Annotated in this window: 24 protein-coding genes; 10 read left to right on the top strand and 14 right to left on the bottom strand. The window is 46.2% G+C overall.

The window, feature by feature from the left end; genetic code table 11:
* Nucleotides 1-147: 147 nt before the first annotated feature.
* Complete coding sequence (locus L5M71_RS14815; RefSeq protein ID WP_028759534.1) at nt 148-1008, top strand: PA4780 family RIO1-like protein kinase; 861 nt, start codon at nt 148-150, stop codon at nt 1006-1008.
* A gap of 716 nt (nt 1009-1724) precedes the next feature.
* Here the strand turns inward: L5M71_RS14815 and L5M71_RS14810 are convergent.
* Entirely contained in the window at nt 1725-1958 is a 234-nt protein-coding gene (locus L5M71_RS14810; protein WP_263208415.1) for a transposase, read from the bottom strand.
* A gap of 673 nt (nt 1959-2631) precedes the next feature.
* Between L5M71_RS14810 and L5M71_RS14805 the strand changes: the two genes are divergently transcribed.
* Both L5M71_RS14805 and L5M71_RS14800 read left to right on the top strand, forming a co-directional pair.
* Nucleotides 2632-3321 carry an OmpA family protein gene (locus L5M71_RS14805; RefSeq protein ID WP_173497922.1) on the top strand — a complete coding sequence of 230 codons (690 nt, stop codon included), beginning with the start codon at nt 2632-2634 and terminating at the stop codon, nt 3319-3321.
* Nucleotides 3322-3586: 265 nt separating this feature from the next.
* Nucleotides 3587-4423 carry a molybdate ABC transporter substrate-binding protein gene (locus tag L5M71_RS14800; protein WP_263208413.1) on the top strand — a complete coding sequence of 279 codons (837 nt, stop codon included), beginning with the start codon at nt 3587-3589 and terminating at the stop codon, nt 4421-4423.
* A gap of 79 nt (nt 4424-4502) precedes the next feature.
* Here the strand turns inward: L5M71_RS14800 and mgtE are convergent, their stop codons facing one another.
* From mgtE to L5M71_RS14745, 11 genes are all read right to left on the bottom strand, one after another.
* Nucleotides 4503-5867 carry a magnesium transporter gene (gene mgtE, locus L5M71_RS14795; RefSeq protein ID WP_113939980.1) on the bottom strand — a complete coding sequence of 455 codons (1365 nt, stop codon included), beginning with the start codon at nt 5865-5867 and terminating at the stop codon, nt 4503-4505.
* Between the two features lie 256 nt (nt 5868-6123).
* Complete coding sequence (locus tag L5M71_RS14790) at nt 6124-6399, bottom strand: HPr family phosphocarrier protein (protein ID WP_006083073.1); 276 nt, start codon at nt 6397-6399, stop codon at nt 6124-6126.
* Complete coding sequence (gene rapZ, locus L5M71_RS14785) at nt 6386-7240, bottom strand: RNase adapter RapZ (protein WP_105251390.1); 855 nt, start codon at nt 7238-7240, stop codon at nt 6386-6388. Before rapZ ends, L5M71_RS14790 begins: the two co-directional genes overlap by 14 nt.
* On the bottom strand, nt 7237-7680 hold the full coding sequence (ptsN, locus tag L5M71_RS14780) for a PTS IIA-like nitrogen regulatory protein PtsN (RefSeq protein ID WP_006083071.1): 444 nt from the start codon (nt 7678-7680) through the stop codon (nt 7237-7239). Before ptsN ends, rapZ begins: the two co-directional genes overlap by 4 nt.
* A gap of 2 nt (nt 7681-7682) precedes the next feature.
* Nucleotides 7683-7970, bottom strand: a complete 288-nt coding sequence (hpf, locus tag L5M71_RS14775) for a ribosome hibernation promoting factor (RefSeq protein WP_006083070.1) — start codon at nt 7968-7970, stop codon at nt 7683-7685.
* Nucleotides 7971-7998: 28 nt separating this feature from the next.
* A complete protein-coding gene (locus L5M71_RS14770; RefSeq protein ID WP_105251391.1) occupies nt 7999-9477 on the bottom strand; it encodes an RNA polymerase factor sigma-54 in 1479 nt (492 codons plus the stop codon).
* A gap of 107 nt (nt 9478-9584) precedes the next feature.
* The gene (gene lptB / locus L5M71_RS14765) at nt 9585-10316 is read right to left on the bottom strand and encodes an LPS export ABC transporter ATP-binding protein (protein ID WP_105251392.1); all 732 of its coding nucleotides are present in this window, start codon (nt 10314-10316) and stop codon (nt 9585-9587) included.
* The gene (gene lptA / locus L5M71_RS14760) at nt 10313-10867 is read right to left on the bottom strand and encodes a lipopolysaccharide transport periplasmic protein LptA (RefSeq protein WP_105251393.1); all 555 of its coding nucleotides are present in this window, start codon (nt 10865-10867) and stop codon (nt 10313-10315) included. The genes lptB and lptA overlap by 4 nt, the downstream gene beginning before the upstream one ends.
* On the bottom strand, nt 10854-11414 hold the full coding sequence (lptC, locus tag L5M71_RS14755) for an LPS export ABC transporter periplasmic protein LptC (protein WP_105251394.1): 561 nt from the start codon (nt 11412-11414) through the stop codon (nt 10854-10856). Before lptC ends, lptA begins: the two co-directional genes overlap by 14 nt.
* Nucleotides 11411-11962 carry a 3-deoxy-manno-octulosonate-8-phosphatase KdsC gene (kdsC, locus tag L5M71_RS14750; RefSeq protein ID WP_263208411.1) on the bottom strand — a complete coding sequence of 184 codons (552 nt, stop codon included), beginning with the start codon at nt 11960-11962 and terminating at the stop codon, nt 11411-11413. Before kdsC ends, lptC begins: the two co-directional genes overlap by 4 nt.
* Nucleotides 11962-12939, bottom strand: coding sequence for a KpsF/GutQ family sugar-phosphate isomerase (locus L5M71_RS14745; RefSeq protein ID WP_168825500.1), 978 nt, complete (start codon nt 12937-12939; stop codon nt 11962-11964). The genes kdsC and L5M71_RS14745 overlap by 1 nt, the downstream gene beginning before the upstream one ends.
* 643 nt (nt 12940-13582) lie before the next feature.
* Between L5M71_RS14745 and mlaF the strand changes: the two genes are divergently transcribed.
* Genes mlaF through murA form a run of 7 tightly spaced genes read left to right on the top strand, consistent with a single transcriptional unit; the run spans nt 13583 to nt 18214 of the window.
* On the top strand, nt 13583-14401 hold the full coding sequence (gene mlaF, locus L5M71_RS14740; protein ID WP_063882287.1) for a phospholipid ABC transporter ATP-binding protein MlaF: 819 nt from the start codon (nt 13583-13585) through the stop codon (nt 14399-14401).
* Nucleotides 14398-15183 carry a lipid asymmetry maintenance ABC transporter permease subunit MlaE gene (gene mlaE, locus L5M71_RS14735; RefSeq protein WP_105251396.1) on the top strand — a complete coding sequence of 262 codons (786 nt, stop codon included), beginning with the start codon at nt 14398-14400 and terminating at the stop codon, nt 15181-15183. The genes mlaF and mlaE overlap by 4 nt, the downstream gene beginning before the upstream one ends.
* Nucleotides 15184-15239: 56 nt before the next feature.
* Nucleotides 15240-15713, top strand: a complete 474-nt coding sequence (mlaD, locus tag L5M71_RS14730; protein ID WP_028759401.1) for an outer membrane lipid asymmetry maintenance protein MlaD — start codon at nt 15240-15242, stop codon at nt 15711-15713.
* Between the two features lie 11 nt (nt 15714-15724).
* A complete protein-coding gene (locus L5M71_RS14725; protein ID WP_105251397.1) occupies nt 15725-16387 on the top strand; it encodes a phospholipid-binding protein MlaC in 663 nt (220 codons plus the stop codon).
* A complete protein-coding gene (locus L5M71_RS14720) occupies nt 16384-16668 on the top strand; it encodes a lipid asymmetry maintenance protein MlaB (protein WP_263181744.1) in 285 nt (94 codons plus the stop codon). The genes L5M71_RS14725 and L5M71_RS14720 overlap by 4 nt, the downstream gene beginning before the upstream one ends.
* Before the next feature lie 19 nt (nt 16669-16687).
* Nucleotides 16688-16945, top strand: a complete 258-nt coding sequence (locus L5M71_RS14715; protein WP_006086065.1) for a BolA family protein — start codon at nt 16688-16690, stop codon at nt 16943-16945.
* A 9-nt stretch (nt 16946-16954) separates the two neighbouring features.
* Nucleotides 16955-18214 (top strand): UDP-N-acetylglucosamine 1-carboxyvinyltransferase, encoded by a 1260-nt coding sequence (gene murA, locus L5M71_RS14710; RefSeq protein ID WP_105251399.1) that lies wholly within the window; start codon nt 16955-16957, stop codon nt 18212-18214.
* A 97-nt stretch (nt 18215-18311) separates the two neighbouring features.
* Here murA and degS read toward each other — a convergent pair whose 3' ends face one another.
* Complete coding sequence (degS, locus tag L5M71_RS14705; protein ID WP_105251400.1) at nt 18312-19394, bottom strand: outer membrane-stress sensor serine endopeptidase DegS; 1083 nt, start codon at nt 19392-19394, stop codon at nt 18312-18314.
* A gap of 115 nt (nt 19395-19509) precedes the next feature.
* Complete coding sequence (gene degQ / locus L5M71_RS14700) at nt 19510-20862, bottom strand: Do family serine endopeptidase DegQ (protein ID WP_263208409.1); 1353 nt, start codon at nt 20860-20862, stop codon at nt 19510-19512.
* Between the last annotated feature and the right edge of the window lie 296 nt (nt 20863-21158).

The following is a 21158-nucleotide window of genomic DNA, read 5'->3' as shown; positions in this document are numbered from 1 at the left end:
TGTTTAACACGCAAGTGCATTAGTTTTTACTTAAAATTCGTTTAACAATCCTAAACTATATTCATCAAACTTCCGCTGGAGACCGCTTTTGTATGAAGATTTGCCCGCAGTATTCCATATCATGCCTAAGTAAGGTATAAGGGCGCTATGAAAACTCCGAAACGAATCCAACCCCTGGTTGATGAAGGACTGGTCGATGAGGTCATTAGCCAGTTAATGAGCGGTAAAGAAGCGACTGTGTACGTTGTACGCAGTGGTGATGATATCCGCTGTGCCAAAGTCTATAAAGAAGCGGACAAGCGCAGTTTTAAGCAAGCTGTGTTATATCAAGAAGGTCGAAAAGTCCGTAACAGTCGTCGCGCGCGCGCGATGGAAAAAGGGTCTAAATTTGGCCGCGATCAGCAGGAAGAAGCTTGGCAAAATGCTGAAGTTGAAGCACTTTACCGTTTAGCGAATGCGGGTGTGCGGGTGCCAACGCCTTATGGTTGTTTCGATGGCGTGTTGCTGATGGAGTTAGTGACGGATGCCGAGGGCAATGTCGCGCCGAGATTAAACGATGTTAGTATGTCGGCAGAAAAAGCCTTGAAGGATCATGCGTTGGTGATGACCTATGTCAAACGTATGCTCTGTGCGGGGTTAGTGCACGGTGACTTGTCTGAGTTTAACGTGTTAGTTGACAGTGAAGGGCCAGTGATTATCGACTTACCTCAGGCCGTCGATGCCGCTGCAAATAACCATGCTAAATGGATGTTAGCGCGTGATGTGAATAACATGACTCAATACTATGGTTTGTATGCTCCTGAGCTGTTAAAAACACAATACGCCAAAGAAATTTGGGCCTTGTTTGAAGCCGGTGAATTGAAGCCTGAAACGCCATTAACGGGTGAGTTTACCGAAGTGCTGGTTGAAGCCGATGTTAGTGCGGTCTTGGAAGAAATCCAAGCAGCCTTTGAAGAGGCACAAGAGCGTAAGCAGCGGATCCAAGAGGCAAACGAAGAAGACTATTAATCGTCAGTCGTTGTTTTTCACCCATAAAAAAGACGCTCAAAGTAGCGTCTTTTTTATGCTAAAAATTAAGTGAATTATTATTTTTATTGTTGATTTTATTATTGTTATTTAATTTTTTGCGTTAGCCAATCCTTGGCTTAATCCCCTATGGAAGCTGGGGCCATCCTTGTTGCTACAAACAAGCTAGCAATCATCGAACAGTGTAATAAAAGGACAAGAGCTGAGAGAGAAATATGTTCATGACTTGGGGGAGCACAATTCACATATTTAATCTTTGGGGAAGATAACTCCCTCAATCCTTGCCGAAACCTTGGTCACTCTTCAGTCAATCTATGTAATACCAATCACGGCCTTCCTTGGCGCACTACACTTATTGCAGTGCTGGATCATCATTGATCCTGTGAATAAAATGACAAGGCCAGAGAGAGAAATATGTTCATGACTTGGGGGAGCACAATTCACATATTTGATCTTGGGGGAGATAACTCCCTCCCTAGTCTTGCCGAAACTTTTGCATTGTCCCTATCCGTTTGTTGCTGTTAATACTATTTCCCAATCTTCGCTGGGTTCATCAATTTGGACGACAAGGCCGGACTAAAAAGGGCGCTGTTATTATTGTTGTTAGCACATCTTTTACATCGTTAGCGTTATCAGCAGGGCGATATGCAATCTCGTCCGGCCTTGTCTATTCGGGCACGTTTAGCTTGTTGTACAGGCTAACCTATCATGCGTAGCTCTTGATTGAGCTGTTTAATTTTTTTCTGTAGCTGGGCAATCTCACTCATTAGTGCGCATTCTCTTTGCTGGGGTTGCAGATCGCTTTCTCGCACCCATTGGTAGACTGCCTTGGCGGATAAACCGTATTGACGTGCAACATCCGACAGTAAGCGACCTTGTACTTTAACCTCGGTGATAACATGTAGCTTGAGACTATTTTCTGCGATTCCCATGAGCGTTCCCTCTTTTACTGCCTTAGAACCAAAATATGACCGTTTGCGTTGCCTTTTATTGATAATAGTGACGCTGTTCTAAATCCCACTGGCTCAGACCTAGATGGCGCAGACAAATCCATTCGTGGCGACATAGTGCGATAAAGTTCATGACCGTTTTCATACTTCCTCCTTTATGACCCTAAATACTCGAGCCCATTTTCTGTCTCGATAGGTCCATTTAATTTGGATTAATCCTGTTGAAGTCGACTCTAGTTTTTCGGCGATGTTTACCGCGTCTGACTGTCCACTCACTTAGTAGTATGTAAAATTCGTGCCAATATTCTAATTTTTATTTTAACCTTTTAAATCATTGGATTGCGCCTTCGATTAAAACGGCGTTATTTTTTAGTGCTGCCAATAAAGGTGCAAGGTGCACTATTTCGGTGCCATAGACTTGATATTAAATTGGCTGGTACAAGCCATGATTGAAGCCCGAAATCTGTATCTTTGCTGACTAAAATCTGGATTAGCATAATTGAAGATGGATAAAGGATTGTCTCCAGCGCAATTGCTTATATACTGCCTGCTTTGTGGCAATCCCTAGGTCATTCGTATTACCTAATGGACGTGATATTTCTTGCCCTTTTGAGCGGTATTCACAGTCATCAATCATATAAAGAGGTTATAAATGATGAAGTGTTTTCAGGCAGTGCAATCTAAACCATCCCTGTTAGCCATAGTGGTATTGACGACCGCGCTAGTTGCATCGGGTTGTACAACAATCAATCCCTATTCAAACGAAGAACAAACCGCTAAAGCGACCAGTGGCGCATTGATTGGTGCCGTCGCGGGTGCCGCAATTGGAGTGGTATCTTCGAGCAAGAGCGACCGCGGTAAAGGTGCCTTAATTGGTGCTGCATCGGGCGCTGCAGTCGGTGGTGGTATTGGTTATTACATGGATGTGCAAGAGACTAAATTACGCCAACAATTAGCCTCAACGGGCGTGAGTGTGACCCGTAACGGCGATAACATCATTTTGAATATGCCTAATGAAGTGACCTTCGGCGTAGATCAAACCGAGTTAAGCGACGGTGCTAAACGCGTGCTGAATTCAGTGGCGGTTGTGGCTAAGGAATACAGCAAAACGCAGCTCAACATATTAGGTTATACCGACAGCAGTGGTTCAGACTCTTACAATTTACGTCTGTCACAGGTCCGTGCTAGCGAAGTGGGTAATTACTTGATGAATAAAGGCGTTGCCTCTGCCCGTGTAAAATCAAAAGGTATGGGTGAAGCGAGTCCTATTGCATCAAATGCCAATGCAAATGGCCGAGCACAAAACCGCCGCGTTGAGATCGTACTAATACCAACGGGTAAATAGTCTGGTCTAAGCACAAAGTTCTCGCTGAAAAAGTCGCCTGGGGCGACTTTTTTGTTTTCAGTGGTGGGCTAATTGAGTGATTAGCTTGCCGTGCTTCAATTAGACAATTTGTCCTTTGTGAAGCGCACCTTGAGTGACCTGCACCACAAACATATCATTGCTAATTAGCTTGGGATGAGTTCAGCTTGATCCCTTTATCGATTTCACGTTCTGTATGGGGATAAGTCACAAGAATGACTTTTAGTGCCTAAAGGAGAATATGACTATGATAAGCAAAAATGTGTTACTAGCCTTGAGTTTAAGTCCTGTCATCATGGTGACTGCTGTACAAGGAGTGCCGATGAAAGCCGAAGTGACCACAGGAGTCGCGCCGATAGAACTGCGCGCCGCAGGCAGTTTAAAGGCTGCGATGAGTGATATTATTGCTGCTTATCAAGCACAGTCGCAAATGAGTGTTGTAGCGCAATATGCGCCCTCAGGTTTATTGTTAAAACGTATTCAAGAGGGTGAAAAAGTCGATATCTTTGCCTCGGCGAATATGAAACATCCACAGGCATTAGTGGATTCGGGTCAGGGCGAAGCGGTGCAAATGTTTGCCCGTAATCAACTCTGCGCTGTTGCTCAAGGCACAGTTCAGGTGACGAGTGCGACCTTACTCGATACCTTGTTAGATCCTAAGATTAAAGTCGGCACCTCAACCCCGAAAGCCGACCCTGCGGGTGATTATGCCTGGGCCGTTTTTGCTAAGGCCGAAGCGGTAAAACCCAATGCGAAAGCCGCGTTAGAGACCAAGGCATTACAACTGACGGGCGGTCCTGAGAGCGTTAAACCGCCTAAAGATCGCAATCCCTATGGCTGGGTGATGGAAAACAAGCAAGCGGATATCTTTTTAACCTATTGCACTAATGCTGTGCTGGCTAAAAAAGAAGTGCCGAGTTTACAAATCATCGACTTACCGCAGGAACTCGCCGTGGGTGCCGACTATGGTTTACTGGTTTTACAAGGCGCTAATACTGCCGCTAAGCCGTTAGCTGAGTTTATTCTATCGACAAAAGGTCAAGCGATTCTGAGCAGTTATGGTTTTCAACCTCCGGCAAAATAGCCTTTTTTAGCTTTCCAGCGGGATAAAAAACGGCACCTTTGAGGTGCCGTTTTTGTTATTAGCTCAAACTGTTAAAGCGTTAGTTCATCAGGTAGAGCGTCGCTAACCCGAGGAAGGCGAACAGGCCAACCACGTCAGTGACTGTGGTGAGCACCATACCGCCAGCGAGGGCAGGATCGATTTTAAGTCGTTTTAAAATCAATGGAATACTCGCACCTGCAAGCCCTGCTACTGTCATATTGATCAGCATGGCGCTACCAATTAATCCCGCAAGTGCCATATCATCCTTCCATAGCCACACGGCGACAAAGACTAAAATAGACCACATCAAGCCATTGAGAAAACCAATAGATAGCTCTTTACCGATAAGCCAGCGGGCGTTGCTTTGGCCGATATGTCCTAAAGCAATACCGCGGATCACGAGCGCTAAGGTCTGATTACCGGCAACACCGCCCATGCTAGGGACAATCGTCATTAGGATGGCGATAGTGGCAAATTGCTCAATAGTGCCTTCAAACATATTGCTGACCGACGATGCGAGCAGGGCGGCGAATAAGTTTATGGTGAGCCAGAGCGAGCGACGTAGGGTACTTTTTAGTACAGGACCAAAGGTATCTTCATCTCCATCCATCCCCGCCATACCCATCATGGAATGTTCAGCATCTTCGCGGATAACATCGACTACGTCATCGATTGTGATACGCCCGAGCAGCTTACCATCACTGTCGACGACAGGTGCCGATACCCAGTCATTGCGTTCGAATTTCTGCGCGACTTCGCTGTCGGACATGCTCACAGGAATACTTTGAATATTGGGATCCATGATATTGCGAATTGTGGTGCTTGGCGCGCAAGTCAGCAGATCTGCCAGCCTAACACCGCCAAGGACTTTGTCCTGTTTGTCGACCACATATAAGGTATCTGTGGTATCGGGTAGGTTGCCCCTTTGCCGAAGATAGCGCAGCACCACATCGATATTCACATCGGGTCTTAAGGTGACTGTATCTGTGTTCATCAAGCTGCCGGCGGTCTCATCTGGATAAGATAGGGCTTGTTCTACCCTCAGGCGATTTTGTTCCGTCATCGACTGCAGCACTTGTTTGTAAACTGCGTCGGGTAGACTTCGCAGAATATAGGCGAGATCGTCGGTGTCCATGCTTGCTGTCGCTTTCGCGACTCGCTCAGGGCTCATGCTGCGGATAAGTGGGTCTTTGAGTTCTTCACTCAACTCATCGAGTATGTCGCCTATTTGTTCCTGATCGATGAGCTGCCACAATACTTGTCTGGCACTTGGCGGTGATGATTCTAAGATCAGCGCGATATCTGAGGCGGCCATTTTTTGCAGCATATTACGCACGTGTACGAACATGCCGCTGCTAAGCGCTTGGTTTAACTGGTCAAGACTATGTCCGGTGTGATCGTTTTCTGCATTATCTACGGGCATTTGTCCTCCATTGTGCGGCAAATTGGTTTGAGATCTTAGTGTTGGGCTAGGATTTAGCGGTGACTAAGCGTCAGTCGATGACATAGATTAAGACGGCTAAGGTAAGGTTAAGGCCAGCGCCAGCGCAATGACCGCTAGTGTAATCGCCAGTGGCTTGTATCGTCGAGCGACAAATGTTTTGCCATGTGTGAATGGCAAGTTTTTTAAACTAGACATGAAGTGAAACTAACGATGAAGTGCTTAGTGTGAAGTGAAACTAACAGGCTTCGTCAAACTTAGCGTCGATTAAGGCACAAATGGCATCGAGAGCCGGCTCTGCATCTGGGCCTTCGGCGATCAGCTTAATGGTTTTACCCATACCAGTTTCAAGCATCAGTAAGCCAAGTACACTGGCGGCCGATGCTTGTTTATCGCCTTGGATTAAGGTGATGGTCGCATCAAACTCGGAAGCCAGTACCACCAACTTAGTGGCGGCACGGGCATGTAAACCGAGCTTATTACAGATGGTTATCTGACGCTCAAGCTTTGGCATTATTGAGCTCTCGATGACGGGCATAAACTTTATGTTTACCGTTACTAAAGCGTTTTGCCAATTGCTCTGCGACGTAAACCGATCTGTGCTGTCCACCTGTGCAGCCAATGGCCACAGTTAAATAACTGCGATTGTTACGCTCGAGGTGCGGCAGCCAAGTCTCCAGTAAATTTTCGATTTGCCAGATGAACTTATTGACCAGTGGTTGGCGATTTAAGAACTCAGCTACGGGTTCATCTAAACCAGTCAATGGTCGCAGTGCCAACTCCCAGTGGGGATTGGGCAGGAAGCGCACATCGAACATAAAGTCGGCTTCGGTGGGCATTCCGTGCTTAAAGCCAAAGGACTCGAAGTTGATCACGAGTTCTTTATCGACACTACCAAGGAGAATTTGTCTGACTTGGTCGCTTAAATCATAGATATTCAAATTCGACGTATCTATGTAGTGATCGACCAGTTTTGACATAGGCTCGAGCAGTTTTCCCTCCAGCTTTATCGCTTCTTGCAAAGAGACTCGGCTCTTCGACAAAGGATGCAAACGGCGGGTTTCGCTGTAACGCTTGAGCAGAATTTTATCGCTGGAGTTAAGGAAGAAGCTCGTTAACTCAGTATCTGGAGGTAGGCTAGCGAGTTGTTTCACTAAGACCTTATCCTGCTCAGGCATGTTACGCACGTCGACACTGATGGCGACGAGATCGTTACTGCCTTTGAGTTGCTCAAGCAAACTGCCAATCAATGGCAAGGGAAGGTTATCGACACAATAATAGCCGAGATCTTCGAGTACCCTAAGGGCGACAGATTTGCCTGAGCCTGAGCGGCCCGACACTATGACCAGTTTCATCCAGTGATTACCTGATAGAGTTCCGTTTCATCATGCGTCTTGCGTAATTGCTTTAATATTTGCTTGTCGCTCAGCTTTTCGGCCATGCAAGACAAGGTACTTAAGTGCTGCTGACATTGGTCTGCAGGCACCAGTAGTGCAAATAAAATATCAACAGGTTGCTTATCGATAGCATCAAATGCTATCGGCTCTTCACACTTAATTAGTATGGCAATGGGCTGATCTATATCGGCTAGTCGACCATGTGGAATGGCGATGCCGTTACCTATACCTGTGCTCCCCATCTTTTCGCGCGCCACTAGGCTTTCGAATATCTCTTGAGATGAGAGGGTCGGGTACTGGGCAGCGACTAAGTCGCTGATGAGTTCCAGTACCTTTTTCTTGCTGCCCGGAGTGGCGCAGGTAGTGCACTCCGGCCGCAGTATGGTACAAAGTTCCATTATTAGTGTTTTGTTAACTTCTCTTTGTGTTTAATAACCTGACGGTCAAGCTTGTCAATCAGGGCGTCTATAGCGGCATACATGTCAGCATGCTCTGAAGTAGCAAAAACTTCACCACCTATGAGGTTTATTCTCGCTTCAGCAATTTGTTGCATTTTCTCAACATTGAGCACAACGTGCACATTATTGATCTGTTCGAAATGGCGTTCAAGTTTTGAAAACTTTTCTTCTACATATGCACGTAACGATTCGGTAATTTCGACATGGTGTCCACTTAGGTTTATTTGCATAGAAACGTCCTCCGATATCCACTGTAGGTTATAAACTTTTACGCTGATTAGAAGGTGGAATAAGCATAGCCTCTCGGTACTTCGCAATGGTTCTGCGGGCTACGTTGATCCCTTGTTCTGCCAGAAGTTGTGCCATCTTGCTATCGCTTAATGGTTTTTTCTGGTTTTCCGCTGCCACCAGTTTCTTTATAAAGGCTCTGATTGCTGTGGATGAGCACTCACCACCATCGTCAGTACCGACGTGGCTAGAGAAGAAGTATTTTAGTTCAAAAAGTCCCTTAGGGGTATGCATGTATTTTTGAGTTGTGACCCGTGAGATGGTGGACTCATGCATTTCTACCGCTTCGGCAATATCGTTAAGCACCATAGGCTTCATGGCTTCTTCACCGTACTCAAAGAAACCTTGCTGATATTGCACTATGCAATTAGCAACTTTAAGCAAAGTGTCGTTACGGCTTTCTAGACTCTTAATAAACCATTTAGCCTCTTGCAGATGGCCGCGAATAAATTGGCTATCGGCTTGGTTTTTTGTGCTGCGTGCCATAGAAGCATAATGTTGATTTACATTGATTTTGGGCATGCAGTCAGGATTAAGCTCAACGACCCAGCGGCCATTTTTCTTCGACACAGACACATCTGGGATAACGTATTCGTCATTATTGGGCGTGATCAACAAACCTGGGCGAGGATTGAGGGTTTGGATGAGTGCTATACCATCCCTTAATTCATCCTCTTTTAATTTAGTCTTACGCATCAATAACCTAAAGTCTCGGGCGGCGATCAGATCTAAATGATCTTTGATCAGCATACGGGCGTTTTCTAGGTTGGGAGTATCAGCGGCGAAATGCGACAGTTGGATCAACAGGCATTCACTTAAATCGCGGGCGGCAACGCCTATGGGATCAAAATGCTGAATACGCTTGAGTACGGCTTCGACTTCGTCAAGCTCAACTTCAGGATTGCCCATGGCTTCGAGAATTTCTTCAGTGCTTTGGGTGAGATAGCCCTGATCGTCGATGGCATCAATAATGGCGGTGGCAATGGCTAAATCGGTTTCAGAAAACGGCGTGAGGTTTTTTTGCCATTCTAAGTGTTCGTACAAACCTTCACTGGTCTCGCCTTGGAAGGGCATATCGTCTTCACGACTGCCGCCGGGGCCTGAGTTTGGGGAGGCGGTAAACACTTCATCCCATGTGGTGTCCATGGGGAGCTCATCGGGCATGGATTCTTTGGTTAGCGACTCTGCCGTGTCTATGGTGGAGCTGTCTTTTTCTGGTGGCAGAGTGCTAGATTCACTGAAATCCGTATCGGATAGCGTTTGGTTTACAGGGGTTTTAGTGGCGTCGAATTGATCCTCTTCCAGCTCGAGAAGGGGATTAGAATCTAATGCTTGCTGGATCTCTTGCTGCAGTTCTAATGACGACAGTTGCAACAGACGTATGGCCTGTTGTAATTGTGGCGTCATGGTTAACTGTTGACCCAGTTTGAGCTGGAGTGACGCTTTCATGTTACCGCTGATCCCTACGTTATTATTGTTGGATGAGGTCGCTTATTATTATCTTGAGTGAAGCCCAATGGCGGTATAAATTGCCTCCATTGGCTTCGCTCGATTAACTATAGCCTGAATTGTTCACCTAAGTACACTGCCCTAACTTGCTGATTGTCTAAGATCTCTGCTGGAGTTCCTTCGGCAATAAGGTTTCCGTGACTCACAATATAAGCATGTTCACATACATCTAATGTCTCGCGGACATTATGGTCTGTGATCAGTACGCCAAGGCCGCGACTTTTGAGTTGTTCGATAATCTTCTTGATGTCGATAACCGAAATAGGATCGACGCCGGCAAACGGTTCATCGAGCAAAATGAACTTAGGATTAGCGGCTAAAGCCCGCGCAATTTCGACGCGGCGACGTTCGCCACCCGACAATGACATGCCTTGGCTGTCACGGATGTGGGTGATATGAAACTCTTCGAGCAGATGTTCTAGTTCTTCTTCTCGTTCTTCGTTTTTAAGTTCTTTACGAGTTTGCAGTACGGCCATGATGTTGTCATGAACAGTTAGCTTACGAAAGATACTGGCTTCTTGCGGTAAGTAACCTATGCCTTTGCGGGCACGCAGATGCATAGGATCTGCGGTTAAATCATCATCGTCGATAAAGATATGTCCCTTATCGCTCTTCACTAGCCCGACAACCATGTAAAATGTCGTGGTTTTACCTGCACCGTTTGGACCGAGTAGGCCAACGACTTGACCGGTTTTTACCGTCAGACTGACGTCTTTAACCACTTGGCGACTCTTGTAACTTTTCGCCAGATTTTGTGCTCTTAAGGTGATTTGGGTCATTTAGAGTCCTGCTTTTTTACAGGTTTATCCGCCGGAGCGTCTGATTTAGCATCATCTTGATAGTTTTCAGGCTGAATAATAGTGATCACGCGATCGTCACCACTGCCAGTACTCTCGGCCATCAATTTCTGTTGAATCATGTTATAGCGGATTAAATTGCCTGTAACTTGGCTACCTGCTTGATCTAATGACGCCATACCTTTCAGTGTTAAGGTGCGGCTCGCCATATCGTAACGAATTTCTTTCGCGCTCGCCGATGCAGGACGGCCATCGTCTAATATTTGGCTATACGTAGCAGGGTTGCCTGTGGCGACCAAAGTTTTGCTATTTTCACCTTCAGCGGAAAATGCACGCAGTTCATTTGCTTGGATTTTTATTGAGCCTTGGGTAACTTCCACTGGACCAAAGAAGATGATCTGGTTGTTTTTGATATCCGCAGTTTGGCTCACAGCTTTAATTTTGACTTCTTGCTTTAAGTCGCCGACTTTCGCGAAAGCACTCATGCTCATAATTAGCATTAGGCTGGCAAGTAATACGTTATTTTGCTTCATATGTTCCTACTACCTGACTGGTCAATTGCACTTCTTGCGCGTTGAGGTCGGCATAAAGGCCTTGGCCTTGAATATTAAAATCTTTCCCTGTGACGTAAATGGTACGGTCAGAGGTCATTATCATAGTGTTGAGATCGAGTTCCAGATAACTGGTGGACAAGGTCTGAATCGGTTCTTCTGGGCTAATGGCATCGATAATAACATTATTTTCTAATACAACCTTGCCAGTTTCCTTGTTTAGCTTGCCCTGATCTGCCCTGAGCTGCCATTGTGCTTTACCTTGGTCTGGATAAACAAGATAAACAGGTTGAGTAAAGAAAGTTTGATTCGTTGAATCATAATGTTCCATGTGTTTCGCCGTCACACGGCTATTCACTAGTCCTTGCTCATTGAACTCAACACTGCGCAGATCTTCAACGATGAAATCTGGGGTATTTTGATCTTTTACTCTGTTATCGGAATCACCGCTGTGTTTGTTCTGCACTTGCCAGTAAAGCGCTAGTGCGGTTCCAAAAAAAGCGATAATCGCGAGTGTCACACGACTCATATACTCATTCCATGGGCCGAAGTGAATTTATTTTGACTTAGGAGTAACAGATCTGTGAGTTCACGCAGTGCACCGTGGCCACCATTGAGCGTAGTCACAAAATGGGCGTGTTGGCGTATATAGGGGTGGCCGTCAGCAACACTGACCGCTAAACCGACGACATTCATCACGGGGAGATCGACAATATCATCACCGATATAAGCCACTTCTTCTGGGGTGACACCATAAAGTGCGAGCAATGCTTCATAGGGCTCGAACTTATTGTCTACGCCTTGGTAAATATGGGTAACACCAAGGGCTGTCATACGGTTTTCAACGATTTTGGATTGACGTCCTGTGATCACGGCGAGGTTGAAACCGCTGGTGAGGAGTGAGCGCACGCCATAACCGTCACGGGTATGGAAGGCTTTGAGCTCTTCGCCGCTATTGCTCAAGTAAATACGGCCGTCGGAAAACACCCCATCGACGTCACAGATTAACAGTTTAATCTTTTGCGCGCGTTGCCACACATCATCACTGATTGGGCCGTAAAATCCTTGCTGTGGCATTAAATGACTCCTGCTTTTACCATATCGAGCATGTTAAGAGCGCCAATAGGATGGCGATCTTTATCGATAACAATTAATCCGTTGATATTTTTTGAGTCCATCACTTGCAGTGCTTGGGCGGCCAATACATTATCCGTGATCGTGACGCAGTTACGGGTCATCACATCGGCAATGGGCGTCGTGCGTAAATTCACTTCGGCATCAATAACGCGGCGTAAATCACCATCAGTGAAGATACCAACCAGTTTGCGCTGATCATCAATAATCGCCGTCATGCCTAAGCCTTTCTTGGAGATTTCGTACAGGGCTTCTGTGATGCAAATATCGTGGTTGACGAGCGGTAAGTCATCACCGCTGTGCATCACATCGCAGACTTTTAACAGCAACTTACGTCCTAATGCACCGCCGGGATGGGACATAGCAAAATCATCACGGGTAAAGCCTTTCGCTTGCAGCAGCGCAATGGCGATGGCATCGCCCATCACTAAGGTTGCTGTGGTACTTGAGGTGGGTGCTAGTCCAAGTGGGCAAGCCTCTTCTGGGACTTCAATACATAAATGCACTTTAGATAATCGCGCCATATTCGATTCGGGTTTACCCGTTACCGCGATAACGGGCACGCCCATACGTTGGATGACCGGCATTAAGGTGAGGATTTCGCTCGACTCACCGGAATTTGAAATCGCTAAAATCACATCGTTATCGGCCAATACACCCAGATCGCCGTGGCTGGCTTCACCCGGATGCACAAAAAATGCGGGCGTTCCTGTGCTGGCGAGGGTGGCTGAAATCTTATTGCCGATATGGCCCGATTTGCCCATTCCCATGACAATCACTTTGCCTGTGCAGTTGAGGATCAACTCGCAAGCTTCTGCAAATTCAGCCGAATCAACATATTGATAAAGATTGTCTAGGGCTGACTTTTCAATGTCGATAACTTTACAACCCCATTGGCGCAGTTGTGATTTGTCTACCATGTCTATCTCTCTTTTTGCATTGTCTTTGTCGCCCCATTGATGGGATTGGAATAGCACAATTTGGTACGCGATAAAGATGATATGTAATAGGCTTTCTGCCAAGTATTAGTTTGTTTTCAGACAATTTAGCTTATGTCTTACTGTGGTTTATTACCGAAAACAGCAAAACAATTGCGGCAGGCTAGAGCGATTGATCCGACTCGTCAAGTTCAACTGCGTTAGCTATTCACGCACAATAACGTGTTTAGCGGCAGAAGGTCTTGAGCAATATCATCGTCTTTGTCGTTTATTTCAATGGATTTATCCCATATCGCAGCGGGTATTACCCTATGGGATGCCTCTATTGCGCGATTGCGTATCGACTCTCCCCGATAAAAGTGGGCGAAGAGTGAGCTAAGTGCGAACGAATTAGCCAATACTGCCAATTCTGCAACCAGGTTGAAAACATTAAGTAACATTTTACCTGTGCAGAGTGAAAACTTAGGGCGCATTTTCGCTGTAAATGAGGCAAATTGAAAGTATCGCAGGGCGATAGTGTCGATTCGGTTGTAGGTTAAAGCGCAATTACGTACAATTTGCGGCTCTTCGATTGGTCAGTCTCGGAAGACTAGGATCACCTCATTTGCAAATGTCGGAATCAAGCATGACTCAAGAACAAACGCCGTTGGTTGAGATCCGTAATTTGGGGTTTAGCCGCGGTCAGCGTGTGATATATGAAGATATTAGCCTGTCCATTCCAAGGGGCAAGGTGACGGCGATCATGGGGCCGAGCGGCATAGGCAAAACGACCCTGTTGAAATTGATTGGCGGCCAATTAACGCCTGACCATGGACAAGTGTTATTCGACGGTCACGATATCCATGGCGTGAGTCGCAATGAATTATTTAGTCTGCGTAAGCGGATGAGCATGCTGTTTCAAAGTGGCGCGCTGTTTACCGACATTAATGTGTTCGATAACGTGGCGTTTGCGCTGCGTGAACATTCTGGACTGCCTGAAGACATTATTCGCACTATCGTGTTGATGAAACTTGAAGCCGTAGGTTTACGTGGTGCCGCTCAGATGATGCCGAGCGAATTGTCCGGTGGTATGCAACGCCGCGCCGCATTGGCCAGAGCTATCGCGCTTGAACCTGAAATGGTGATGTACGATGAGCCTTTTGCAGGGCAAGACCCAATATCGATGGGTGTGTTAGTAAAGCTTATTCGTGAGTTATCCGATGCGCTGAATCTGACTTCAATTGTGGTGTCCCACGATGTGGATGAAGTGCTTGGCATTGCCGATTATGTATATGTGGTGGCTGACAAAAAAGTCATCGCCCACGGTACCCCTGAAGAATTAAAGTACGCTGATAATCCGCAGCTGAAACAGTTTATTCAAGGTGCTCCGGACGGCCCTGTGCCGTTCCATTATCCGGCAAATGATTACCAGCAAGAATTAATGGCAAAAGGAGTTGGCAAGTGAAGTTAATCGACAGTATTGCCGACTTAGGCCGCAGCGCGATTGAGCTAGTGCTCGGTTTTGGCCGTGCAGGCCTTATGCTGTGGGGCGCGATTTTTCGCTGGCCACGCGTGCGTAAAGGTTTTCCATTATTAGTGCGCCAGATTTATGTGGTCGGTGTGCAATCTATGGTGATTATTTTAGTCTCAGGACTCTTTATCGGCATGGTGCTCGCACTGCAAGGCTACAACATCTTAGTTGGTTTTGGCACCGAAGAAAGCTTAGGTCCTATGGTGGCGCTCAGTTTACTGCGTGAGTTAGGGCCAGTTGTTACCGCGTTATTGTTTGCGGGACGGGCGGGTTCAGCATTAACTGCTGAAATTGGTTTAATGAAAAGCACTGAGCAGCTTTCCAGTTTAGAAATGATGGCGATTGACCCATTAAGGCAGATTATTGCACCGCGCTTTTGGGCTGGAGTGATCAGTATGCCATTGCTGGCGTTGATGTTTACCGCTGTAGGTATTTATGGCGGGCACCTTGTTGGCGTGGAATGGAAAGGGATCGACAGTGGTGCGTTTTGGTCGATTCTGCAGGCGTCTGTCGAATGGCGTCAGGACATAGTTAACTGCTTGATCAAAAGTGGTGTGTTTGCCGTAGTGGTCACTTGGATTGCGTTATATCGCGGTTATCAAGTGATCCCAAATCCGGAAGGCATCAGCCGTGCAACGACCCAGACTGTCGTTCAGTCGAGCCTCGCTGTATTGGCATTGGATTTTTTACTGACAGCCCTGATGTTTGGCCGCTAACGGAACACTGCGGATTTCGACACAGGTTAGATGGATTAACAGAGTGGTAGCTGAACATGTTGACACGAAAAATTGAATTATTAGTGGGTGTGTTTCTTTTAACAGGATTGGCCGCTTTTTTGGTCTTAGTCTTTAACGTCGCCAATATTGAAGTGAAAAGCAGCGATAGCACTTATACCATACAAGCCAATTTTACCAACATTGGTGGTTTGAAGGTGCGTTCGCCAGTCAAGGTTGGCGGTGTTGTCGTTGGCCGAGTGAGCAGCATAGATTTAGACCCAGTTAAGTTAGTGGCTGTGGTCACATTAGTGATGGACAAGCGTTACGATAAATTCCCTGAAACCAGTAGTTTAGCCATTTTGACTTCGGGTTTGTTGGGCGAGCAATTCTTAGGGTTAACACCGGGTTTTGTCGACGATGATGTCAGTATGCTGAAAGACGGCGATAAGATTGACGACACTCGCTCGGCATTAGTGTTGGAGGAGCTGATTGGTCAGTTCTTATATAGTATGGGTTCGAAGGATAAATAGGGGTTACCGCTATGTTTAAAAACTTATCTCGTTTTTTATTGCCGTTAGTGATGGTTTTAGGGGCAACGAGCGCAGTCGCCGCTGATGTGGTTGTCGATACGACAGATCCGTATGCCATGGTGAAAGCCGTTGCCAATAAAACCTTCGATCGTTTTCACAAAGATAAAGCATTAATCGATGCAAATTCAGACCATTTAAAGGTGATTGTTCGTGAAGAACTCATGCCTTATGTCGATTATAAATACGCTTCTTATAAGGTATTAGGCCAATATCTTAAGGATTCAACCGAAGAGCAACGCAATCGTTTCGTCAATGCTTTTGAAGGTTATTTAATCTCTACTTATGCTCAAGCCTTTACTGAATATACTAATCAAAAAGTGGAATTCTCACCTGGGATTGATTTCAGCAAAGAGAAAATGGTCGATGTAAACGTGCAGATCATCGAAGCAGGTCGCCCACCTATTAAACTGTTGTTTAAGGCACGCCGTTTAAAGGATGACTCATGGAAGGCATTTGATTTAGTTGCCGAAGGTGTGAGCTTACTGTCTTCTAAGCAGTCGGAAATCTCTAATCTAATTCGCCAACAGGGTATCGATCCCGTGATTAAGATGCTCGAAGATCGCACAAAAGAGAAAGTGGTCATGAAGGCTAAGTCAGGGAAGTCACAGTCGTGATTGAATTTGTGCAACAGGGGACAGTTTGTCATCTCAAAGGGCGCATAACCCAAGCCGATGTCATTACACTTTGGCCACAGCGGCAACAACTGCTGAATGAGTCAACCCAGATATTGTCTCTGTCTGGGCTCGAATACAGTGATAGCGCTGGCATGGCATTTTTGCTGGCGTTAGTGCGTGAACATCGCAGCCAACTTGTATTGAGTTCTGCTTCAGCACAACTTAAAAAACTAATTGATTTATATGATTTAGATGCCTTCTTTACCGAAGAAGCGCATTGAGAATAGGGTAATAGATTTCATGGAATGCAGCTTAATCGAACAGATTTTACGTGATGCGTTAGGGCTTGAAGAAGTTCACGCTAGCTCGGATGGTAGCCATTATAAAGTGATCGCCGTAGGTGAATGCTTCGATGGTATGAGCCGAGTCAAACAGCAACAAGCCATTTATGCACCGTTGACGGCACACATTGCCAGCGGTGAATTACATGCATTAACGATCAAAACTTTCACGCCGACTCAATGGAAACGCGAAAAAGTTTTCAACATGCCTAGCTAGTGAGGAAAAGTGGATAAACTAACAATTCAGGCAAGTCCCCCGCTTGCCGGTGATGTGATTATTTCGGGTGCTAAAAATGCAGCTTTGCCTATTCTGATGGCGGGTGTATTGGCTGAAACCGATTTTGTGGTTTCTAACGTACCCAATCTGCGTGATGTGAGTACGAGCTGTAAGTTATTACGCTGTCTCGGCGCTGAAGTGACTGAACTCGGTGACGGACAGATCCGCATTTCTACCACTAATCTGAATGAGTTTTGCGCTCCCTATGATCTAGTGAAAACCATGCGTGCTTCTATCTTGATCTTAGGGCCGTTATTGGCTCGTTATGGTACTGCTGATGTGTCATTGCCTGGCGGCTGTGCCATTGGCGCAAGACCAGTGAACTTGCACTTACATGGCCTCGAAATGATGGGCGCCAAGATTGAAGTGAAAGAAGGTTATATCAAGGCCCGTGTTGATGGTCGTCTTAAAGGCGCACATATCTTTATGGACATGGTGAGTGTTGGTGCCACCGAAAACTTACTGATGGCCGCAGCATTGGCCGATGGCGAAACCGTGATTGAAAACGCGGCCCGCGAACCTGAAGTGATTGATCTCGCTAATTGCTTAATTGCCATGGGTGCAAAAATCACTGGTGTAGGCAGTGCGACATTGCGTATTCAAGGGGTTGAGCGTTTACAGGGCTGTAATTACCGAGTTATGCCAGATCGTATCGAAACCGGTTCATTTTTGGTGGCCGCTGCGGTGACCCGTGGTCGCATTCGTTGTTTAAAAGCCGATCCTGCATCACTTGAGTCGGTTATCGCAAAACTTGAAGATGCAGGCGCGACGATTACTACGGGCGAAGATTGGATTGAGCTCGATATGCAGGGTAAACGTCCGAAGGCGGTGAATATCAAGACGGCACCTTATCCTGGTTTCCCAACCGATATGCAGGCGCAGTTTTGTGTGCTCAATGCCTTAGCACAAGGTACGGCAACCATAACTGAGACTATCTTCGAAAATCGTTTTATGCATGTGCCTGAACTTATCCGTATGGGCGCTACCATGGAGCTTGAAGGTAATACCTGCATCATTCAAGGGATTGAATCTTTAAGTGGTGCTCAGGTAATGGCGACGGATTTACGTGCGTCAGCGAGTCTAGTGATTGCGGGCTTAGTGGCCGATGGTAAGACGATTGTCGATCGTATCTATCACTTAGATCGTGGCTATGAGCATATTGAGAATAAGTTTCAAGGTTTAGGCGCACAGGTTGTGCGTATTCAGTGATCTGTTACTGATTTAAGCTAATTTTGAATCATTAAAAAACCAGCTAAATGCTGGTTTTTTGTTTTCTGCCTTTGAGCGCGTAATGCTGAGTGACGTTCTAGTTATCGATCACAACCTTCTCATCGATAATCACAGGTAACTCTTGTTGTTTACCTTGGCGTATCACAGTCATCATCACTTTCTTACCCGGTGTGGTTTCAGCGATACGGTCCATTAGCATCTCAACGCCTGGCACATCTTCACCATCGTATTTAATAATCACATCCCTTGGCATTAGCAGGGCACGGGCCGCAGGGCCATTAGGATCGACACCCGTAACGAGCACACCTTTGAGATCGGGTAGATTAAGGATTTGTGCCACGACAGGATTAATCGGCTCGCCAGAAATTCCCAAAGCGCCACGGATCACTCGACCATTTTTAATCAACTTACCCATAATGCTGTGGGCTAATTTAATCGGGATAGCGAAGTTAATCCCATGGCCGCCACCTTCTTCACCCACTTGGAATGCTGCGGTATTAATACCAATAAGGCTGCCGTTAGTGTCAATGAGTGCGCCACCCGAGTTACCCGCATTAATCGCTGCATCGGTTTGTAGGAAGTCTAAGTAACCTGAACTTAAGCCGTTACGCCCCGTGGCACTGATGATGCCTTGGGTAATGGTCTGACCTAAATTGTAGGGGTTACCAATAGCGAGTACGACATCACCGACTTGAGGCGGACTGTCGAGATTAACGGGGACAATCGGTAAGTTATCGCCTTCAATTTTGAGTACCGATAAATCGGTTTCAGGATCGAAGCCAACCACTTCAGAAGTAAATTTGCGTCCATCTTGCAGGGCGACAACAATCTCATCGGCCTTCTTAATGACATGATAATTAGTGAGAATATAACCTTCTTTACTCATTATCACCCCAGAGCCTAGACCTTGAAGTGAGCCTGAATTAAGCGGCCGATTTTGATCTATGCTGAGGCTATAAATATTGACAACGGCAGGAGCTGCACGGCGTACCGCCTTGGCAAAGGATAGCTCGACTGTGTTGTTGGCACGGGTTTGTAGCAGACTACTGCCGAGGGATTGGTTATCGAAATAACGTGTCACCAATAAAAACATGGCCGCCATGATAAGGCCGAAAAGGGTGGCTTTACCGAGATATAACAGAGTGTCTTTTATAGTCATGGCAGGATGGATCTAGAAAAAGGTGAGTTAGATTAACATGTTTAATCGATGTAAGCATAGGGAACCTAAGCTCCCTATGCTTATCTATGGCAGAAAAAATGGCCTATTTTGTCGATTAACGTAGGACTAAATACAACATGCTCTTATCACGCATTATCTTCAGTGCAACGGCACCTTCTTGATCTTTAAGTTGTGCTTTAAGTGTCTTAAGATCTTTAATCGCAGTACGGTTAATACCGACAATCACATCTCCTTTTTGTAAGCCACTCATGGCCGCGGGTGAGCCTTGTGCGACATCGGTAATTTCAATGCCCTTAGATGAGTTTTCTAAGGACGCACCTTGCAGCATAGGATGCACGGCACCAGCCGCTGTTTCACTGGTTTGGCTCGCTTCACCTAAGGTCACTTTAACTGTTTTCTTATCACCGTCACGGATGAGTCCTAACTCAACGTTAGCACCTGCACCCATAGTGGCGACTTTAGCTCGCAGTTCTTGGAATGACTTAATACCACGGCCATCAACGCTGATGATAATATCACCTGCTTTTATACCGGCCTTCTCTGCGGCACTGCCCTTGGCTACTTCATTCACGAAGCCGCCGTGTTGAGTGTCTAAACCGAAACCTTGGGCGAGTTGGCTATCGAGATCACGTCCCGAAATACCTAATACACCGCGGCGTACTTCTCCGTGTTCGGCAATTTGTGCCACGAGGTTTTTCACCATATTAGCAGGGATGGCAAAGCCAATACCGACGTTACCGCCACCCGGTGCTACGATTGCCGTGTTAATCCCAATTAACTCGCCGTTAAGATTGACGAGTGCGCCACCCGAGTTACCACTGTTAATCGCGGCATCGGTTTGAATAAAGTTTTCCAGCATTTCAATGCCTAAGCCGCTACGGCCTAAAGCACTAACAATGCCCGAGGTGACGGTTTGACCTAAACCGAAGGGGTTACCAATGGCAACGGCAAAGTCACCTACGCGTAAATCATCGGAATCAGAGGATTTGATTGCGATGAGATTTTTCGCTTCAATTTGCAATAATGCGATATCTGACTCTGAGTCAGTACCAATCAGTTTTGCTTTTACTTCACGGCCATTGTGAAGACCAACTTGAATATCATCAGCACCGTCAATCACATGGTTGTTCGTGACGATATAGCCTTTTTCTGCGTCAATAATGACGCCTGAGCCTAAGCCTCTAAAAGGACGCTCTTGCACTTGCTCTTGTGGTGCATTAGGGCCGAAAAAGTAACGGAAAACATCAGGTACTCTTTGCTTAGAAACATGAGTCCCCGTTACCGCTACTGATACGACTGCGGGCGTCGTACGCTCAAGCATAGGCGCAAGACTTGGAATGGATTGTCCCTCAACCGTCTGTGGAATGGCGGCCTGTGAGACGACAGGCATTATAGTCAGGGTCGCGGCTAACATTGCGGCTGAAAGTACAGATAATTTTGTTTTCATCTATTCATAACTCCAAATAAGGGTTGAAAGATCTGGATGTAATGCATCAGCAATCGTGCGAGTGCCAGATCAAATCTGTATCGGTACCGGCTATTTGCCTAGGTAATCACTCTGACTCGCACCTTATTGAAAAAGTTCATTATATTAATAAATGTTAATTTTTTAGCCTATTTTGTCGGCTGTTTCATACTTGTTTCTGAACAGAAATCTGTGGGCGAGATTAGGATTTTTCAAGCCCTAATATCAGCAGATTTTGCCGATTAAAATGACCTACAGCATAGAGGCTTATTAGACGT

This window comes from Shewanella sp. SW1 (genome assembly GCF_025653545.1).
GTDB lineage: Bacteria > Pseudomonadota > Gammaproteobacteria > Enterobacterales > Shewanellaceae > Shewanella > Shewanella oncorhynchi.
This window is presented reverse-complemented; position numbering and strand designations above follow the sequence as displayed.

Excerpts from the sequence above, each read along its gene's own strand:
- L5M71_RS14815 (WP_028759534.1), top strand. The coding sequence starts at position 148 with ATGAAAACTCCGAAACGAATCCAACCCCTGGTTGATGAAGGACTGGTC.
- L5M71_RS14810 (WP_263208415.1), bottom strand. The coding sequence starts at position 1,958 with ATGGGAATCGCAGAAAATAGTCTCAAGCTACATGTTATCACCGAGGTT.
- L5M71_RS14805 (WP_173497922.1), top strand. The coding sequence starts at position 2,632 with ATGAAGTGTTTTCAGGCAGTGCAATCTAAACCATCCCTGTTAGCCATA.
- L5M71_RS14800 (WP_263208413.1), top strand. The coding sequence starts at position 3,587 with ATGATAAGCAAAAATGTGTTACTAGCCTTGAGTTTAAGTCCTGTCATC.
- mgtE (WP_113939980.1), bottom strand. The coding sequence starts at position 5,867 with ATGCCCGTAGATAATGCAGAAAACGATCACACCGGACATAGTCTTGAC.
- L5M71_RS14790 (WP_006083073.1), bottom strand. The coding sequence starts at position 6,399 with ATGCCAAAGCTTGAGCGTCAGATAACCATCTGTAATAAGCTCGGTTTA.
- rapZ (WP_105251390.1), bottom strand. The coding sequence starts at position 7,240 with ATGAAACTGGTCATAGTGTCGGGCCGCTCAGGCTCAGGCAAATCTGTC.
- ptsN (WP_006083071.1), bottom strand. The coding sequence starts at position 7,680 with ATGGAACTTTGTACCATACTGCGGCCGGAGTGCACTACCTGCGCCACT.
- hpf (WP_006083070.1), bottom strand. The coding sequence starts at position 7,970 with ATGCAAATAAACCTAAGTGGACACCATGTCGAAATTACCGAATCGTTA.
- L5M71_RS14770 (WP_105251391.1), bottom strand. The coding sequence starts at position 9,477 with ATGAAAGCGTCACTCCAGCTCAAACTGGGTCAACAGTTAACCATGACG.
- lptB (WP_105251392.1), bottom strand. The coding sequence starts at position 10,316 with ATGACCCAAATCACCTTAAGAGCACAAAATCTGGCGAAAAGTTACAAG.
- lptA (WP_105251393.1), bottom strand. The coding sequence starts at position 10,867 with ATGAAGCAAAATAACGTATTACTTGCCAGCCTAATGCTAATTATGAGC.
- lptC (WP_105251394.1), bottom strand. The coding sequence starts at position 11,414 with ATGAGTCGTGTGACACTCGCGATTATCGCTTTTTTTGGAACCGCACTA.
- kdsC (WP_263208411.1), bottom strand. The coding sequence starts at position 11,962 with ATGCCACAGCAAGGATTTTACGGCCCAATCAGTGATGATGTGTGGCAA.
- L5M71_RS14745 (WP_168825500.1), bottom strand. The coding sequence starts at position 12,939 with ATGGTAGACAAATCACAACTGCGCCAATGGGGTTGTAAAGTTATCGAC.
- mlaF (WP_063882287.1), top strand. The coding sequence starts at position 13,583 with ATGACTCAAGAACAAACGCCGTTGGTTGAGATCCGTAATTTGGGGTTT.
- mlaD (WP_028759401.1), top strand. The coding sequence starts at position 15,240 with ATGTTGACACGAAAAATTGAATTATTAGTGGGTGTGTTTCTTTTAACA.
- L5M71_RS14725 (WP_105251397.1), top strand. The coding sequence starts at position 15,725 with ATGTTTAAAAACTTATCTCGTTTTTTATTGCCGTTAGTGATGGTTTTA.
- L5M71_RS14715 (WP_006086065.1), top strand. The coding sequence starts at position 16,688 with ATGGAATGCAGCTTAATCGAACAGATTTTACGTGATGCGTTAGGGCTT.
- degS (WP_105251400.1), bottom strand. The coding sequence starts at position 19,394 with ATGACTATAAAAGACACTCTGTTATATCTCGGTAAAGCCACCCTTTTC.
- degQ (WP_263208409.1), bottom strand. The coding sequence starts at position 20,862 with ATGAAAACAAAATTATCTGTACTTTCAGCCGCAATGTTAGCCGCGACC.